Source organism: Microbacterium sp. GXF7504 (genome assembly GCF_054798235.1).
This window is the reverse complement of the sequence record NZ_JBSJZI010000001.1, coordinates 26,371-43,529: the sequence shown is the minus strand read 5'-3', so window position 1 is coordinate 43,529 and position 17,159 is coordinate 26,371. Positions and strand designations below refer to the sequence as shown.

At 68.7% G+C, this 17,159-nt stretch carries 19 protein-coding genes; 14 read left to right on the top strand and 5 right to left on the bottom strand.

The window, feature by feature from the left end; translation table 11 throughout:
• Window positions 1–13: 13 nt before the first annotated feature.
• Both ACWAUO_RS00210 and ACWAUO_RS00205 read right to left on the bottom strand, forming a co-directional pair.
• On the bottom strand, window positions 14–1,192 hold the full coding sequence (locus tag ACWAUO_RS00210; RefSeq protein WP_460772088.1) for an acyl-CoA dehydrogenase family protein: 1,179 nt from the start codon (window positions 1,190–1,192) through the stop codon (window positions 14–16).
• Window position 1,193: 1 nt separating this feature from the next.
• The gene (locus tag ACWAUO_RS00205) at window positions 1,194–2,411 is read right to left on the bottom strand and encodes an acetyl-CoA C-acyltransferase (protein ID WP_460772086.1); all 1,218 of its coding nucleotides are present in this window, start codon (window positions 2,409–2,411) and stop codon (window positions 1,194–1,196) included.
• Window positions 2,412–2,454: 43 nt separating this feature from the next.
• Here ACWAUO_RS00205 and ACWAUO_RS00200 point away from each other — a divergent pair, with 43 nt between their 5' ends.
• From ACWAUO_RS00200 to ACWAUO_RS00140, 13 genes are all read left to right on the top strand, one after another.
• Window positions 2,455–3,351 (top strand): 3-hydroxyacyl-CoA dehydrogenase family protein, encoded by an 897-nt coding sequence (locus ACWAUO_RS00200; protein ID WP_460772084.1) that lies wholly within the window; start codon window positions 2,455–2,457, stop codon window positions 3,349–3,351.
• Entirely contained in the window at window positions 3,338–4,135 is a 798-nt protein-coding gene (locus tag ACWAUO_RS00195; protein WP_460772082.1) for an enoyl-CoA hydratase-related protein, read from the top strand. The genes ACWAUO_RS00200 and ACWAUO_RS00195 overlap by 14 nt, the downstream gene beginning before the upstream one ends.
• Window positions 4,132–4,563, top strand: a complete 432-nt coding sequence (locus tag ACWAUO_RS00190) for a PaaI family thioesterase (RefSeq protein WP_460772081.1) — start codon at window positions 4,132–4,134, stop codon at window positions 4,561–4,563. The genes ACWAUO_RS00195 and ACWAUO_RS00190 overlap by 4 nt, the downstream gene beginning before the upstream one ends.
• A gap of 22 nt (window positions 4,564–4,585) precedes the next feature.
• Window positions 4,586–5,293, top strand: a complete 708-nt coding sequence (locus ACWAUO_RS00185; protein ID WP_460772079.1) for a TetR/AcrR family transcriptional regulator — start codon at window positions 4,586–4,588, stop codon at window positions 5,291–5,293.
• 129 nt (window positions 5,294–5,422) lie between these two features.
• Window positions 5,423–5,983: a flavin reductase family protein gene (locus ACWAUO_RS00180; RefSeq protein ID WP_460772078.1), complete on the top strand. Its 561-nt coding sequence runs from the start codon at window positions 5,423–5,425 to the stop codon at window positions 5,981–5,983.
• The gene (locus ACWAUO_RS00175) at window positions 5,974–6,411 is read left to right on the top strand and encodes a nuclear transport factor 2 family protein (protein ID WP_460772076.1); all 438 of its coding nucleotides are present in this window, start codon (window positions 5,974–5,976) and stop codon (window positions 6,409–6,411) included. The genes ACWAUO_RS00180 and ACWAUO_RS00175 overlap by 10 nt, the downstream gene beginning before the upstream one ends.
• A 1-nt stretch (window position 6,412) precedes the next feature.
• Window positions 6,413–6,844, top strand: coding sequence for a DUF6640 family protein (locus tag ACWAUO_RS00170; protein ID WP_460772075.1), 432 nt, complete (start codon window positions 6,413–6,415; stop codon window positions 6,842–6,844).
• Window positions 6,845–6,906: 62 nt separating this feature from the next.
• On the top strand, window positions 6,907–8,085 hold the full coding sequence (locus tag ACWAUO_RS00165; protein ID WP_460772073.1) for a flavin-dependent monooxygenase: 1,179 nt from the start codon (window positions 6,907–6,909) through the stop codon (window positions 8,083–8,085).
• 9 nt (window positions 8,086–8,094) lie between these two features.
• Window positions 8,095–9,063, top strand: a complete 969-nt coding sequence (locus ACWAUO_RS00160; protein ID WP_460772072.1) for a fumarylacetoacetate hydrolase family protein — start codon at window positions 8,095–8,097, stop codon at window positions 9,061–9,063.
• 67 nt (window positions 9,064–9,130) lie between these two features.
• On the top strand, window positions 9,131–9,349 hold the full coding sequence (locus ACWAUO_RS00155; RefSeq protein ID WP_460772070.1) for a hypothetical protein: 219 nt from the start codon (window positions 9,131–9,133) through the stop codon (window positions 9,347–9,349).
• A 140-nt stretch (window positions 9,350–9,489) separates the two neighbouring features.
• Window positions 9,490–11,421, top strand: coding sequence for an acyl-CoA synthetase (locus ACWAUO_RS00150; protein ID WP_460772068.1), 1,932 nt, complete (start codon window positions 9,490–9,492; stop codon window positions 11,419–11,421).
• Between the two features lie 22 nt (window positions 11,422–11,443).
• Window positions 11,444–11,791, top strand: coding sequence for an ArsR/SmtB family transcription factor (locus ACWAUO_RS00145; RefSeq protein WP_460772066.1), 348 nt, complete (start codon window positions 11,444–11,446; stop codon window positions 11,789–11,791).
• Window positions 11,792–11,875: 84 nt separating this feature from the next.
• Window positions 11,876–13,279, top strand: a complete 1,404-nt coding sequence (locus ACWAUO_RS00140; RefSeq protein ID WP_460772064.1) for an HNH endonuclease signature motif containing protein — start codon at window positions 11,876–11,878, stop codon at window positions 13,277–13,279.
• A 34-nt stretch (window positions 13,280–13,313) separates the two neighbouring features.
• Here ACWAUO_RS00140 and ACWAUO_RS00135 read toward each other — a convergent pair whose 3' ends face one another.
• From ACWAUO_RS00135 to ACWAUO_RS00125, 3 genes are all read right to left on the bottom strand, one after another.
• Window positions 13,314–14,063 (bottom strand): M15 family metallopeptidase, encoded by a 750-nt coding sequence (locus tag ACWAUO_RS00135; protein ID WP_460772062.1) that lies wholly within the window; start codon window positions 14,061–14,063, stop codon window positions 13,314–13,316.
• Window positions 14,064–14,130: 67 nt separating this feature from the next.
• Window positions 14,131–15,219, bottom strand: a complete 1,089-nt coding sequence (locus ACWAUO_RS00130; protein WP_460772061.1) for a linear amide C-N hydrolase — start codon at window positions 15,217–15,219, stop codon at window positions 14,131–14,133.
• Window positions 15,220–15,400: 181 nt separating this feature from the next.
• Window positions 15,401–16,078, bottom strand: a complete 678-nt coding sequence (locus tag ACWAUO_RS00125) for a phosphatase PAP2 family protein (RefSeq protein WP_460772059.1) — start codon at window positions 16,076–16,078, stop codon at window positions 15,401–15,403.
• Between the two features lie 128 nt (window positions 16,079–16,206).
• Between ACWAUO_RS00125 and ACWAUO_RS00120 the strand changes: the two genes are divergently transcribed.
• Window positions 16,207–17,082, top strand: a complete 876-nt coding sequence (locus ACWAUO_RS00120) for an NAD-dependent epimerase/dehydratase family protein (protein WP_460772057.1) — start codon at window positions 16,207–16,209, stop codon at window positions 17,080–17,082.
• Window positions 17,083–17,159 lie beyond the last annotated feature (77 nt).

The window sequence follows — 17,159 nt, the reverse complement described above, 5'->3', positions numbered from 1 at the left end:
CTCGCGCCGGTGATCAGACGAAGGCCTGAATGCCGGTGATGTCGCGGCCCACGATGAGGGTGTTCATCTCTCGAGTGCCCTCATACGTGTGAACCGCTTCGGCATCCGCGAAGTACCTCGCCACGTCGTATACCAGGTCGACGCCGTTGCCGCCGACGAGTTCGCGGCACCATGAGACCGTCTCGCGGGCGCGGGAGGTGGTGAACGCCTTCGCGAGCGACGCCATCTCATCGGCGAGGTCGCCGCGGTCGGTGACGTCGGCGAGCTGACTCATCATCGTGAGGGTCGCAGTGATGTTCGACAACGACTTCACGAGCAGATCCTGCATCAGCTGGAACCCGCCGATGGGACGCCCGAACTGATGCCGCGACTTCGCGTAGGCCAACGCCGCCTCGTACGCGCCGATCTGCAGACCGGCGGCGATCCAGCCGTTCTCGGAGCGGGTGTGACGCAGCACCCGTGACACGTCACGGAACGAGTCCGCCCGCTGCAGCCGGTCGGCCTCGGAGACCCGCACGTCGGTGAGGCGCAGGTCCGCGTTCTGGACGATCCGGAGACTGAGCTTGTCGACGATCTTGGTCGCGTGGAAGCCCGGCGTGGAGGTCGGGACGATGAAGCCCTTGACCTCGCCGTCTGCGACATCCTTCGCCCAGAAGATGCAGATGTCGGCCCAGGTGCCGTTGCCGATCCATCGTTTCTCGCCGTTGAGTACCCAGTTGTCACCGCGGCGTTCCGCGGTTGCAGTGAGGCCCCGGGCCGAGTCCGAGCCGCTCTTCGGTTCGGTCAGGCCGAAGCAGCCGATGATGTCGCCGGAAGCCATACGTGGAAGGTAGTGCGCGACCTGTTCCTCCGAGCCGCAGTGCGCGATCGAGCCCATGCTGAGGCCGGTCTGCACACCGGCGAACGTGGCAAGCGACGCGTCCACCCGTGCGAGTTCGAGCATGAGCCATCCTCGGTAGAGCGCAGAGCTCTCGAATGCGCGCACCTCGGGGAACGCGGGCCCGAAGACGCCGAGAGCGGCGAGGGGCTTCACGACGTCGCGCGGGAACTCCTCCGCGGACCACAGTGCATTCACCTGCGGCCGCACATCGCGTTCGAGGTACGTGCGCAGGGCTTCGATCGACTCCGATTCGCGCGGGCTGAGTCTCCGAGCGACGTGGAAGTAGTCGGCTGCGAGTTCGATGTCGCTCACGTCACACCACCCGCTCGATGATGACCGCCATGCCCTGGCCGCCGCCGACGCAGAGCGTCGCCAGCCCGAACCGGCCGTCCTTCACCTTCAGACCGTGCGCCAGCGTGCCGAGCAGGCGTGCGCCGGTGGCGCCGAAGGGATGGCCGAGTGCGATCGCGCCGCCGAAGGGGTTGAGCTTGTCCGGGTCGATCTCCAGCATCCGCATCGACGGGACGACCTGTGCGGCGAACGCCTCGTTCATCTCGACGATGTCGATGTCATTGATCGTGAGCCCCGCCCGATCCAGGGCGCGACGGCTGGCTTCGACCGGCCCGAGCTGCATGATCTCGGGAGACAGCCCGCTGACCGCCGAAGCGACGACGCGGGCCTGCGGCGCAAGTCCGTACTCGTCGACGGCGCGACCGGAGGCGAGCAGGAGAGCGGATGCTCCGTCGTTGAGCGGGCACGCGTTGCCGGCGGTGACCGTGCCGTGCTCGCTGAAGACCGGCGTCAGCCCAGCGAGGGCGTCGAGCGTCGTCCCCGCTCGGGGTGATTCGTCCTGATCGAGCAGCTGGCCGTCCGCGCCGCTCACCGGCGTGACCTCCTCTGCGAAGTAGCCGTCGAGCGCAGCGGCCGCCGCGCGCTGCTGCGAACGCAGGGCCCATGCGTCCTGGTCGGCGCGGCTGACGTCGTGATGACGCGCGACGAACTCCGCCGTGATCCCCATGGCGACGTAGTAGTCGGGAACCTCGCCACGCTGGCGAGGGTCGGACCAATCCTGATCCGAGGCGGCGAGACGGGACGTGCGCCCAGCGGGATCGCTGAAGAGGGGATGCACGAACTCGTCGCGGTGCGAGATGCGCGTGGTCGACTCGACACCCCCGATGAGGTAGGCCTGCCCCTCACCCGCGCGGATCCCGTGGAACCCCATTCGAGCTGCCTGGATGCTCGACGCGCAGAACCGGTTGACGGTGACGCCCGGGAGGCCGTCGTGGCCCAGCATCACACTCACCCGACGTGCGATGTTCTGCCCCTGCTCCTCCTGCGGAACGGCGCAGCCGGCGATGAAGTCCTCGATCGCGTCCACCGGCAGGTCGCCGGCACGTTCGAGCGCAGCGCCGGCCGCCGCTGTGAGCAGATCATCCGGCCGGACCCCGACCAGGGATCCCTTGAACGCCCGCGCGATGGGGGTGCGGGCGTAGGAGACGATGAACGCATCGTCGACGGCATGCTCCGTCATTGCATCCTCCTCGATTGTCAATGCATTGACTATAGTTCAACGCATGGATGACGGAATCACCTCAGGCGGGGCGTCGGTGACGACGCGCCCACCATCACGGCTCGGCATCGTCGGTGCGGGACTCATGGGCGGCGGGATCGCCCAGGTCGCGGCGCGCGCAAGCATGGAGGTCGGGATCTTCGATGCCGAGCCCAGCGCTGCGGGGAAGGCGATTGATGCGATCGCGGCGCGGCTGGCCGGGCAGGTCGAACGAGCACGGATCACAGAGGAAGAACGGGATGCGGCGCTGGCGAGGCTCCGGCCAGTCCGCGATCTGGGCGAGCTGCGCGAGGCGGATGCCGTCATCGAAGCAGTCGTCGAGGATCTCGACGTGAAGCGGCGCATCTTCGCCACGCTCGCCGGTGTGGTCACGTCAGACGCGCTCCTCGCGACGAACACGAGCGCCCTGCCGATCACGGCGATCGCGGCGTCGAGCGGTGGGCCGGAGCGGATCATCGGCATGCACTTCTTCTCCCCGGTGCCGGCCATGTCGTTGTGTGAGATCGTGCGGGGGTTGCTCACGTCCGATGCCGCCGTGGCGCGCGCCGTTGCGCTGGCGGAAGCGCTCGGCAAGGAGGCCATCGTGGTCAACCGCGACGACGCCGGCTTCGTCACCTCACGATTGATCACCGTGCTGATCCAGGAGGCCGTCGGCATCGTGGAGCAGGGGATCGCGTCGCCGTCGGACGTGGACCGCGCGTGTGAGCTGGCCTTCGGCCACAGGCTCGGGCCGCTCGCCACCGCAGATCTGACCGGACTCGATGTGGCGCTCAATGCCGGACGAGTGATGTACGAGCAGACGGGCGACGCGAGGTACAAGCCGCCGCAGCTGATGTCGAAGATGGTGGCGGCGGGGCGTCTGGGGCGCAAGGCGGGGAAGGGCTTCCATGACTACGAGTGATGCAGTTCGTCTCGAGCGACGTGCGCACGTCCTCGTCATCGAGATCCATCGTCCGGACGCGATGAACGCGATCACCCGAGAGGTGTCCGATGCCATCGCGGACGCGCTCATCGAGGTCGAGACCGACATGGACGTGCGGGCGATCGTGCTCACCGGCAGTGGCGACAAGGTGTTCAGCGCCGGCGCCGACCTCAAGGCGCTGGCGCGTGGCGAACGCGTGGTGTCGACCGAGGGGGAGCGTGCGGCGTACGGGCTGGGGGGATGCACGGGGAGGACCTCCCGCGTGCCGCTGATCGTCGCGGCGAACGGGTCCGCGTTCGGGGGAGGATTCGAGATCCTGCTGGCTGCCGACATCACCGTGGTCGAGCGGGGGAGGGTCTTCGGGTTGCCGGAGGTCGAACGCGGCATCTTCGCAGCCGCCGGCGGCGCGTACCGACTCCCGCGGGCGATCCCACCGGCCGTCGCGCTCGACCTGCTGTGCACCGGTGAACCGATCACCGCAGAGCGTGGTGCGGCGCTCGGGTTGTTCAGCAGGTTGGTCGATCCGGGCGAGGCGATCCCGGAGGCATTGGAGATCGCAGAGCGGATCGCCGCGAACGCGCCCCTCGCCGTCACTGCGACGAAGCAGATCGCGCGGCATCTCATGGAAGCGGGTGACACTGCGCAAACGCGGCTGCAACAGGTCTCCGACGAGATGTTCGCCGAGATCGCGGCGTCCGCGGATGCCGTCGAGGGTGCGCGGGCATTCGTCGAAAAGCGCCGACCGGTCTGGAGCGGGTCATGACGGGAACCCCCGAACACCCGGATGACGGGACGATGATGATGCTTCAGCGTCGGGCCGTCGACGACCCCTCCTTGGTCGGCCTCGGGGTGTCCCTCGTGACCGTGGATGCGACCGGCGCGACGATGCGCCTGACCGTACGACACGGGATGCGCAATGCATGGGAGGTCCTCCATGGCGGTTACACCTTCGCGCTGGCTGACACCGCCTTCGCGTACACCTGCATGGCGGCAGGACTTCCCGCGGTCACGCGGCACGCGGACTTCACTTTCGTGAGCGCCGTCACGGACGCCGCGTTCCTCGACGCGCGGGGCACGGTGACCGCGGCGTTCGGGCGCAACATCGTCGTCGACGTCGAGGTGCACGATGACCAGGGAACCCTCATCGCGCTCGGGCGCCTGCACGGCTCCGCACTGCGAGGCGAGACATGACCGGTCCTTGATGCATGCACAAATGTCGCTGCAGTGTCTGGGCCCCGCAGGGCGCTCGCTGCCCGGCGATATGCTGGCCGGTATGCCGCAAGAGGACGTGCCGCCGCGAACGGATGGCCGGCGGGTGCGCGGCGAAGCGACGAAAGCCCGCGTGCTCGCGGCCGCCTCCGAACTGTTCGCCCAGCGGGGGTATTCGGGGACGAGCATCAACGACATCGCCGTCGCGGCCGAGGTCAAGCCTGCGTCGATCTATCACGCGTTCGAAAGCAAGGAAGGGTTGCTCGCAGCGGTCGCCGAAGCCGCGGGTGAGGAGTTCTTCGGATTGCTCGAAGCCATGGGGGTCTCGACTGACGTCCACTCGGCCATGCGCAGTATGGCCGAGACCTTCGAATCCCATCCGCGCTTCCTCCGGTTGCTGATCATGCTGGTCCTCGAGCGGGGGAACGACAGTCCTGCCCTGATGGCAGCGGCGCAGCAGGTGCGAACTCACGGACGGGCGATGGTGCAGCAGTGGCTGCTCGACCTCGCCGGGCCCGGCCTGACAGCCGATCATCGGGCACGGATCGATGATCTTGGGCTGACGCTCCTCTGCTTCTGGGACGGCGCGTTCGTCGCGCGGCAGCTCGAGCTCGATGCGGCTGCCTTCTTCAGCCTCTTCGATCGACTTGCGAGCTTCGTGGTGGAACGGATCACCGAGATCCGCCGCGAGGCTTCCGCCGCTGCCGGCTGAAGCGGTCGGCCCGAATCCCGGTGGTGGGATGGTCTCCGTGCGGCGTGATGCCGTGCGGCTCTTCGGCGCGCCGAGTAATTTATGACAAGGCATTGACAAGAAACTTGAGCACTCCATAAAGTTTCTTCCATGACTGAATCACAGTCCTCAATGTCGAGGACGATAGGCAGACGAACCTTCTCGGATCGGGACCTCAGGTCGTGCGCGGGCCGCTTCGGCTCCGGCGTCGTGGTGGTCACCTACGACACCGCTGACGGCGCCCGCGGGATCACCCTGAACTCCTTCATCTCCGTCTCACTCGAACCGGCACTCGTGCTGGTGAGCATCGGGAAGACCTCCCGGAGTCACGCCTATCTCGCCGGTACCCCGTTCACGATCAACATCCTGGCCGGCGATCAGCAGCCGGTCGCGCGACACTTCGCCGGGCAGTCCGGCGCGGGAACGCCGCAGTGGCTCGACGGTGCTGTCGGGCCCGCGCTGGGAGGCACTGTCGCGCGGATGCACTGCATGCCGTACAAGGCGGTCGATGCGGGGGACCACACCCTGTACCTCGGCGAGGTCGTGGCGCTGGATCAGCGCGACGGGGACACCCTCGGCTTCCACGACGGGCGCTACTCGGTGCTGCACGCGTCCAAGCGGTGGACGTCGCTCGGACGCTTCGACATGTCGGAGGAATCGCTGTGGATCTGAACGCCCTCCGGCTTGCTGTCACCGCACTGCATGCGGAGTTCGCCTGGCGCGTAGACCGCTGCGACGGCGTCGGCGTCGAAGAACTCTTCGCCGAGGACGGTGTCTACGCGTTCCAGGACCAGGGTGCGATCACCGGCCGCGACCAGATCCGCGAGTTCTACGACGCTCGCCGAGCCGGTGGTCCGCGCACCTCGCGTCATCTCTTCGGCAACATCCGGGTCACGCAGAGTCCTGCCGGCACGACCATCGGGTCTTCCGTCCTGACCCTCTTCGCGGGGCACGGCGACGAGCCCCTTCCGGCGACACCGCTCATGGTCGCCGACTACATCGACGAGTTCCGTGCCGAGGCGGACGGAAGCCTGCGCTTCGCGCGCCGCGAGCTCTCGCTCGTCTTCGGCGACGTTCCCTCCATCGTGAAGCGAGGCTGACATGTACCTAACCGCACAGATCCTGCTGACCGTCGCCACCCTCGGCTACAGCCTGGTACCCGTGGGAGCCGACCTGAACGAGACGCATGCGAAGAACCCGCTGTGGACCGCGCATGCACGGTTCCACGTCGTCTGGCAGGTCGTGAGCTACGTCGGTATGGCCGTGCTCGCCCTCGTCCTGATCTGGACCGCCGACGGTGAGAAGACGACGCTCCACATCGCGGCGGTGCTCGCAGCGTGCGCGTACGGCGGGTTCTTCGCCGCGGTGATCGCGCGGCCCGCGTACGGCGGCTCGCTCGAAGACGTCAACGGCTACCCGCGATTCGAGATCCCCGTCGGTCGACACAAGCTCCCGATCGACCTCAACGTCCTGACGTTCAGCATCATGAGCGTCGTCCTCATCGTCGCCTGGGTCCTGATCTTCGCTTCCTGAGCGGCGTTCCGCGCCGCCCACCGAACCCCACCTGCCACACCCCATCCTCAAAGGAGAGAACCATGTCCAGCACTGCTGTGCACACCGGCGCCCTGCGTGACCGTGTGCGGGAGCTTCTTCCCGCGATCAGCGAGCGAGCGAGCCGCACCGAGGCGGAGCGCCGCATCCCCGCCGAGACGATCGCCGAACTTCGTGAGATCGGCTTCTTCCGCGCCTACCAGCCCGCTGCGTACGGGGGTCTCGAGCTGTCCCCGGCGGAGGTCGCCGAGTCGGCGCGGCTGCTCGCCTCCGCGTGCATGTCGACCGGTTGGGTTGCATCCCTGCTGGCAGCGCACAACCATGCGATCGCAAGCTTCAGCCCTCAGCTGCAGGAAGAGATCTGGGGTGAGAACCCCGACACGCTGGTCAGCTCCTCCGTCGCGCCCATCGGGCGGGCGACCGAGGTCGAAGGAGGAGTCCGACTCAGCGGCCGCTTCCAGTGGTCCAGCGGGTGCGAGCACGCCACCTGGGCGATCCTCGGCTTCCAGGGGAAGGACCTGGACGGCGAGCCGATCCAGATGTTCGCCGTCGTCCCGCGCGAGGACTACGAGATCGAAGAACACTGGAACGTGATGGGCCTGCGTGGCACGGGGAGCCATGACATCGTCGTCGATGACGTGTTCGTCCCCGACTACCGCATCGAGACCGTCGTCGCGTTGAACCTGGGCCTCGGTCAGGGCTTCGGCACGCATGCCAACCCCATCTACAAGCTGCCCTTCATGCCGGTGTTCTCGCTCGGGTTCTCGGCGGTCAGCCTCGGGGCGGCAGAAGGACTTCGCGATCTCTACCGTGAGCGGCTCTCCGGTCGCGTCCGTGCCTACACCGGAGCCAAGGTCGCAGAGTCCTCGCCGGCCATCATGCGGCTGGCGGAGTCGACCCATGAACTCCGCGCAGCGGCACTCCTCCTGCAGAACGACTGGCGAGCGATGCTCGACTTCGTCGAGTCGAACCGCCCGATCGGGCCGATGGACATCACCGACTGGCGAGGGAACCAGGCGTTCGCCACCCGCACCATCGTTCGGGCGGCTGACCGGCTCTTCGAAGCATCGGGCGGCGGCGCCGTCCGCGACGAGAGCCCGATGCAGCGCTTCTGGCGGGACCTGCACACGGGTGCATCGCACGCCTACTCCGACTACGACGTCGCCGCCCAGACGGCGGGCGCCGCGTTCGCGGGCGTCGCGGCTCCCGAAGGCACCTTCTAAGGGGCGCGGGTGAGACTCGCAACCGTACACATCGCCGGGCGCGACCGGATCGTCGCGCCCGGCGCGGACGGCTCGCTGATCGACGTCGCGGCCTTGCTCGGCCGAACCGAATTGAGCATGGAGGGCGTGATCCGGGAATCCCCGGGGATCCTCGCTCTCATCCGCGAACGCATTCGAGAAGTCGGGGAGCAGGGCACCCTCGATGCGGGGACGGCGACCTGGGCGGCACCCGTGCCGCGGCCGGGGAAGATCGTGGGTGTCGCCATCAACAACTCGATGGGAAACCGATTCGCACACCGGCCTCCCACGGAGCCCGCGTACTTCATCAAGCCCTCGTCCGCGCTGATCGGGCATGAAGAGGCGATCGTGGTGCCGTCGGAGTACGGGCTGACGCACCCGGAGCCGGAGCTGGCGGCGGTGATCGGTCGCCGTTCGAAGCACCTGACACCGGCGGAGGCGCTCGATTCGGTGTTCGGCTACACGATCATCAACGACATCACCTCTCCGGGGCTGAAGGACCGCGACAGCATGGAGCTCGTCATCCCCGGCGCCATCGATCCCGACATCAACTGGCGTGAGCGGCGCGGTGACGACGACCACTCGATGTACCTCACCTACCACGCGCGCTCGAAGGGCACGGACACCTTCGCGCCGCTCGGGCCCTGGCTCGTGACGGCGGATGAGGTGCCCGAGCCGAACGCGCTCGCAGTCAACTGCTACCTCGACGACGAACTCGTCCTGGTCGACACGACCGCGAACCTGACGTTCTCCGTTGCCGAGGTGCTCGTCCACCTCACGAGCTACATGACGCTCGACGTCGGCGACGTCGTCCACTTCGGGACCGCCTTCCGGCCGGCACAGCCGGATCGGTTCCCCACGATCCGCCACCTCGACCTGGGGCGGATCGGTCGCACGGTATCGGTCGAGATCGAAGGCATCGGTCGGCTCGACAGTGCGATCACCCGGGATCTGGTGTGACCAGACGCCCTTCCCACCCATCACCAACACCATTCGCCGTTCATCACCATCACCGAAGGAGGCCCTCATGGCCGGAAGGTTCGACCTGAAGAAGACGACGCTGCGACAACTGCTCAACGACCCGGAGGCGAGCGCGATCATCCTCGAGCTCGTCCCCGATCTGCCCAACAAGCCGATGATCGGGCTTGTGAAGGGCATGCCCGCCGCGGCTGTGATCAACCTGGCGTCCGCAGAGCTCCCGGCGGAGACGGTCGCCGATCTCAAGGCGCGCATCGAAGCACTCTGACGGGCTGCACTGACGCAGCCCGGTCCGCGCCACCCGAGCGACCTGCCCGCCGCTCCTGCACATGGATCCTGTGCCCTTGCGATCCATGTGCGGGAGGGCCGGGCGACCGCACACCCGGCGGATCTTCGAAGGAGAAGAGTATGAACTCCACCACGACCACCCCTCACCTCAAGGGTGGATCGGCGACGACGCCGATCTGGCCCGAGCGATACCTGCATCCGGCCGACGTCCAGGAGATCACCGCGATCGACTACGGCGATCGCGGTGTGCCGGCAACGACCTGGGATGCACTGACCCGGGCCGCAGCGGAGTGGCCGGACACGGAGGCCGTCGTCATCCTCGGTGACGCCGCACATCCCGAGCAGCACCGCTCGGCGACGTTCGCGGAACTCGCGAGTGACGTCACCCGCGTCGCGAACCTCCTGCGCAGCAGCGGCGTCGCACGCACGGATGCGGTGACGCTCATGTCCTCGAACTGCTACGAACTCATCGTCGCGACGCTCGCTTCGCAGGCCGCCGGCATCGTCGCGCCGATCAACCCCGGCCTCAGCACAGAGCACATCCGGCGGCTCATGGACACCACCGGGTCGAGCGTCCTGATCGCAGCCGGCCCCGACCTCGACGGTGACCTGTGGGAGAAGGCCAAGACGCTGGCCGCCACCTCACCGACGATCACCACGCTGTTCGCGCTCCGCTCCTCGCTCGTCGACGCGGCATCATCGGCAACCGACCTGGGGGAGGTGGGCGGTGTCGAGGTCTCCGACCTGTTCCTCGCGGCGTCGAGGCTGCCGAGCGATCGCTTCGACGGCATCCCGCCGTCCGCGAACGACCTCGCCTCGTTCTTCCACACCGGTGGAACGACCGGCGCGCCGAAGCTCGCCGCGCACACCCATGCGAATGAGGTCGCAAACGCCTGGATGGTCACGGCGCCGTCCTTCTTCCATCACGGCGCGACCTTCCTCGCAGCGCTGCCCCTCTTCCACGTGAACGCCCTCATCGTCACCGTGCTCGGCCCGCTGCTGCGCGGGATGCGGGTGGTGTGGGCACCACCCCTCGGCTATCGCGACCCGCACCTGCTCGGCAATCTCTGGCGCCTGATCGAGCGGTTCCGCATCACCGGAATGAGCGCGGTGCCGACCGTGTACCAGGCGCTCGCCGCGATCCCCGTCACCGCCGACATCAGCAGCCTGAAAGCCCCCATCGTCGGCGCGGCGCCACTGCCCGTCGCGGTCGAGCATGCATTCAAGGAGCGGACCGGTGTCGAGCTGCTGCAGGGGTACGGCCTCACCGAAGCAACGTGCGCGACCCTGATCTCGTTGCCGGAGTCCACCCGGCGAGGCGCCGTCGGCACCCCGATGCCGTATCTACGCGTCCGCGTCGCCATCGCCGATGACGCCGGCGGGTGGTCGGATGCCCCGATCGGACAGGTGGGCACGCTCCTCGTGCAAGGACCGACGGTCTTCCCCGGGTACGTCGTCGGTCGGAACGACGGTGGGTTCATGCTCGACGGGCTCGGGAAAGTCGACGGCGGATGGCTGAATACCGGCGATCTTGCGACGATCGACGAAGACGGGTTCATCTCCCTCGTCGGACGCTCAAGCGACATCATCATCCGCGGCGGCCACAACATCGATCCCGGACCGATCGAGGATGCGATGCTCGCCCATCCCGCCGTCACGGGCGCCGCCGCGGTCGGCCGCCCCGACGCGTATGCCGGCGAGCTCCCCGTCGTCTACGTCTCGCTGAGCGAGACAGTTGCGGTCACGGAGGACGACCTTGTCCGCTGGGCCAAGGACCACGTCGGCGAACCCGCCGCAGTGCCCAAGCGTGTCGTCGTCATCGACGCGATCCCGGTCACTGCGGTCGGCAAACCGCACAAGGTCCCGCTGCGGGCGCGTGAAGCGCAAGCGGCGTACGCCGACGCACTCGCCGAGGTGGCGGGGGTCGCCTCCGTCGACGCAGTGTCGGACGACGGTGCGCTCGCCATCGAGATCACGCTCGCCTCGTCGGATGCGCAGGATGCCGCGGCGGCGGCCGTGGCCGCGCTGCCGATCCGGATCCGGTTCCGCTGAACCCGGAGCGGTGTCAGTCGAGATGGACGCTGACCTCGACGCGCTGTTCTCCGCCCTCGCGAACGGGCTTCGTCGAGAGATCCTCGAGGTCATGGTGGCGGCCCGTGCAGCGCGTCCCCGGGGCATGGCGATCTCCGACATCGCCGCCGCGATCGAAGTCAACCGGTTCACGGCGTCGCACCACCTTCGCTGCCTGCGCGAATCCGGGTTGGTCGTGGAACACGTGTCGGGGCGAACTCGATTGCAGCGGCTGGATCTCCGTGCGTTCTTGGTGCTCGGCGACTGGCTGATGCCCTTCTTCGTCGACATGTCAGGCCAGCGATGGAACCCGCTGACCGAATTCGAGCGGGAGAAGGGAGAGGCATGGTGAACCGAAAACTCTCGCTCGCAGCGCGATGCGCAGAGGGCCAATATGTTCGAACTGAATGTCGGAGGCTGTCGCTAGCCTTGGAGCATGTATTCGAACGGCGTTGTCGGATTCAGTGACGGAGACCGCTCCACACTCGCTGAGATCGTCCACGACGTGCAGGCGGCGCAGGCCGAGGTCGAAGCCGCGCAGGCGAGGCTCGCCCGCGCGCACGCGAAGGCGTATGCGCTCGCGACGTCGATGAACGCCGGGGTCAGCGCATCGGTCAAACGTCGCGACATGACGCTCCGCAGCATCGCAGCAGAGATCGCCGGCGCGGTCGGCAGCACCGATCGCGCGGTCCAGCGGCGCATCAGCGACGCGGTCACGCTGGTCGAGGAGTTCCCGGCGACCTTCGCGGCGTGGGAACGCGGCGACATCACCCGCGCGCACACGCTGCTGGTCACCGACATCGGAACCGGACTCCCGCTCGAGACACGAGAGCGGTTCGAGGCGGCAGCGCTGAACCGGTGCGAGCAAGAGGTTCCGGGGCGGCTGCGCGGCGAGCTCGAGCAGCTCGCGCAGCGGCTGCATCCGCGCACCCTCACCGAACGCCACGCCGAAGCGGTGCAGACTCGCACCGTTTCAACGTTCCGCACCCGCGACGGGATGGGCGGACTCACCATCATCGACACCGTCGTGAAGATCGAAGCCGCGTACGACCGGCTCACCCGGCAAGCCGTCGCCACCGTCGACGCACGAACGCAGGCGCGTGACCGGATGCGGGCACGTGCCGTGCGCGACGAGTCCGCGCAGGCACCCGGCGACGTATGTCCACCGGACTGCCAAGGCAGCGAGTGCGGCTGCATGGACGCGCTCGTCGCATCCGACACCCGCACGATGGACCAACTCCGGGCCGACCTGCTCATGGACATGGTCCTCACCGGCCGGCCCACCCTCGACCCGACGAAGACGGGCGACGGTCACGGTGCGCTCGGTGCCATCCGCGCCAAGGTGCAGGTCGTCGTCTCGGCACTCACCCTGATGGGCCTCGACGAACAACCCGCCGAACTCGACGGGATGATCCCCATCGACGCCGACACGGCCCGCGCCATCGCCGGCGCCACCGACGAGGCCTGGATCCGCGTGCTCACCCACCCGATCACCGGCGCAGTGCTCGACACCGACACCCGATTCGCGCAAGGTCCACTGCGCAACCGCCTCCGGGCACGCGACCGACGATGTCGATGGCCCGGATGCCGGGTCCCCGCCAAGAACTGCGAAGCCGACCACATCATCGACCACGCCCTCGGCGGCCCCACCACCCTCGACAACTGCCAGATGCTCTGCCAGCGGCACCACTCCATGAAGCAATTCGCCGGCTGGACCGTGCGCCACATCGGCGAGGGCCGCCTGGAATGGACCTCGCCACTCGGCGACATCACGCCCGACGACGTTCCCGCCCCAGGCGTACGGTTCCTCCCGGACGACGCCGACCTCGCACCGTTCTGACGCCCCGGTCAGCGTGCACGCTGGGCGCGCGACCTCAGCGCACCGGGAAGTCGAAGTACGTGTCGGGATGCGGTTCGTCCTCGAGCCGGTAGTGCCACCACTCCTCGGGCAACGGCACGAAGCCGGCGGCGGTCATCGCGTCGAGCAGGATGAGGCGGTTCGCGGCCGCATCCGCATCGATCCCCTCGGCGGCGCCCGCGCCGTGGTGCGAGGGCGGGCCGAAGAAGTCGAACGGCGTGCCCATCCGCACCTCGCGGCCGGTGGCGGCGTCGACGAGCGTGACGTCGACCGTGCTGCCGCGCGAGTGCCCCGACTGCTCGGCGATGTACCCGTCGGCGAACAGCCGGCTGGTGTCGACCTCCGGGTAGAACGCCTGCTTCATCCGCTCGTCGCCGGGATCGGACGCCCACCGGACGAAATGGTCGACGGCGCGCTGCGGGCGGTACGCGTCGAAGACCTTCAGCACATACCCCTGCGCGGCAAGCGCCTCGGCCGCCTCGCGGAGCGCCGCCGCGGCCTCCACGCTGAGGATCGCGGTCGGCACGTCGTACCCGTCGATGCGCTCGCCGACGAAGTTGTACGTGCTCGCGTACCGGATCTCCTGGACGGCGTCGGGGACCGCGTCGGCGACGTGCACGAACCCCTCGGGCAGCGTCTCGGGGGAGGCGGAGACGGATGCGGAGGCGGATTCCGCCGGCGCCGCGGTGTCGGCCGCCGGCGCCGGTGTGCAGCCTGCGAGGAGCGCGACCAGCAGCAACGCGGTCGCGGTGAGGCGACGGGACATCGGGGTCTCCTTCCCGGGTGGCGGGTCGGAGCGATCCTACGGGGCCGCCGGCGCGCTCCTCAGCCTGTCAGCTCGCCTGCTTCTTGTGGCCGACGGCCTTCTGCACGGCCTCCTTCACGGCGGTGAACTCGTCCTGCTCGCGGGCGACCCATTCCAGGGCGTCGACGCCGGTGGTCCGGAAGGCGTGGAGCAGCTTGCTCTCGTCGCGGAACTCCGTGCCGGCGTTGCCGACGAGGCCGCCCTCGAGGGCGAGGCGTCCGATGAGGTCGAGCTTCTGCACCGTGGCGCCTTCGGAGAAGTCCAGCTCGTCCAGGTCGACCCAGACGATGTTCGGCCGGGTGGTCGACTCGAATGCGTACCGCTTGTTGGTGAGGTCGAGGACGACCTGCCAGATGGTCTGCGAGGCGTCGGGCTTGCCGGGCTCGGGGGTGCGGAACGGCTGGGCGGCGTTGCGGATGATGCTGAACATGGCCGACATCGCGTCGATCTGCGTCTTCGGCTGCACCTGGTGCGTGACGTAGTAGGACGCGCGGGCGAACCGGTCGCTGGCCAGCGTCGAACCGGGGAGCGGCTTGTCGCCGCCGAGGCCGTCGATCTGCTTCACCAGCTCGAGCTGCTTGTCGAAGGTGGGGGAGTTCGTCATCACCTGGTACTCCCGCCCGTGGTACACCTTCGGCTTGCCGTCGGTGTACTCGATGATCGCCGAGTCACCGGTGGCGTCGTCGATGGCGAGGTGCAGCGTCGGCACGAGGTGTCCGGTCGGGTCGAACAGCTGCGCGATCTGCACCTGTGTGGACTCGGTCCACGCGACGGCCTCCGCGACGGTGGCGAAGTTGTCGAGGTAGTACTGCAGCCAGACGGCCTGGCTGAGCTGTACGGCGTCGGCGTCCGGCTTGCCGTAGTCCGACTCGGCGAGCCAGAGGATGTGGCCGGCGAACCCCTCCTCGTTCATGCCGTCGGTGGCGATGAGGTCGAACGCGGTCGCGACGATGCTGCCGTACTTCGCCTGCCACGTGAGCGTGCCGTTGGCGCCGTCGGTGCGCTCGACGCCGCGGGGGAGCTTCCAGAGGTTGGTGAGGAGATCCATGTGGAAGTCCATGTTCCGGCCGACGATGACCGTCCCGTTCGCGTCGGGCCAAACAACTCGTGTGCACATCGTGTCAGTGTCCTCTCTCGGTTCTCACCGTGCGCCGGTCCCGCACCGACGGTGCGTCATGGCCGCGAGACTAGGGCGCGTGCCGAGGCGGTTGCCGGGCGTCGTCGAGAAATCGCCCGGCTGCTCCTCCCGCACCTCACCCGAAGGCTCACCCGGCTTTCACACCGCGGGCGGCCTCCGCTCACTCGGATGCCAGGAGCCCGCGCCGCACCACGGCGGCGCTCCAGCGTCCGAGCACGGCGCCCGCCACCGTGTCGGAGAGGTGGTGCTGACCGCGGAACACCCGGGAGAACGCGATCGCGCCGGGAAGGACGAATCGCAGGACGGGGCCGAAACCCCGTGCCCCGCCGACCCCGTGGCGCTCGAGGAGGTCGGCGAGCGTGCCGTGCAGCGCGAACGCGGCCGCCGTGTGCCCGGACGGGAACGACGACGTCGCGTGCGGCCGTTCGGGCCGCCAGACGCCGAGGGGTCTCGGGCGCCCCACGAGCGCGGCGGCGCAGGTGAAGCACGCGGTCTCGAGGGCGAGTGCCGCAGCGGGGGCGATCGCCGAACGCGGCCGTCGCGTCAGCACCCAGGTGACGCCGCACCAGATCGCACCGTTCGCGATGGTCTGCGGCACACCCGAGTACCAGGAGAGCGGCGCGGTCACCCGGTCGACGGGCTCGCGCCGTGGACGCGAGGCGTCGCCGACGGTGCCGACATCCTCGTCCGGGAGGTGCCCCGTCATGCGCTGGAGGGCGCGCACGACCGCGTCCTCGCGTGGGGCGTCGCCGCCCAGCAGCCGGAGCGGCCGCCCCGCCGCGACCAGCACGGTGACCGCGCCGAGCGCCGGGAGGACCACGGATCGCAGCAGCGGCATGCTCCGCATCGTAGTGGCGCTCCACCGGCGCGCCGAGTGCGGCCTCGGCGTCACCGGCCGCGGCTACACTCGACCCGCGCCGCCGCGATCGACGATCGCGGTTCGAGCCGACCGAGAAGGACACCCCCATGAAGCTCGCCCTCACCGGTTCGTCCGGCAAGCTGGGTTCGGTGGTCGCGCGCGAGCTGCGCGCCGCCGGCCACGACGTCATCGGCCTGGACATCCACGGCACCCGGGGTCCCGGGTTCGTGCAGGTCGACCTGACCGACTACGGCCAGGTCGTCGACGCACTCGCGGGGGTGAACGACCAGCACGACGGCGTCGACGCACTCGTGCACCTCGCGGCCATCCCGGCGCCCGGCATCCGCTCGGACGTCGCCACGTTCCACAACAACATGACGAGCACGTTCAACGTCTTCTGGGCCGCCACCCGCCTCGGCATCGAGAAGATCGTGTACGCGTCGAGCGAGACCGTGCTGGGGCTGCCCTTCGACGTGCCGCCGCCGTACATCCCCGTCGACGAGGCGTACGCGCCGCGGCCCGAGTCGGTGTACTCGCTGGTGAAGACCCTCGAGGAGCAGCTCGCGCGGGAGCTCGTGCGGTGGAACCCGGCGCTGTCGATCACGGCGCTGCGGTTCTCGAACGTCATGGTGCCCGAGGACTACGCCGACTTCCCGTTCGACGCGGACGCCCGCACCCGCAAGTGGAACCTGTGGGGCTACCTCGACGCGCGCGACGGTGCCCAGGCGGTGCAGCGCGCGCTCGAGCACGCGGCCGCGGGCTTCGACACCTTCATCATCGCGGCCGCCGACACCGTCATGACCCGGCCCAACGCCGAGCTGGTCGCCGAGGTGTTCCCCGGCGTCGAGACCCGCGGCGACCTGGGCGAGCACACGACGTTGCTCTCGATCGACAAGGCGCGCCGGCTCCTCGGCTACGAGCCGCAGCACTCCTGGCGCGACGCCGAAGCCCGATCCTGTCATGAGACTTCTCTCATAGAGTGACGGACCACCCGTTTGGGGGACGCGGCGGCATCCGCCGACGTGATGGCATCGGTCTTGCAACGGATTCCCCCACACCG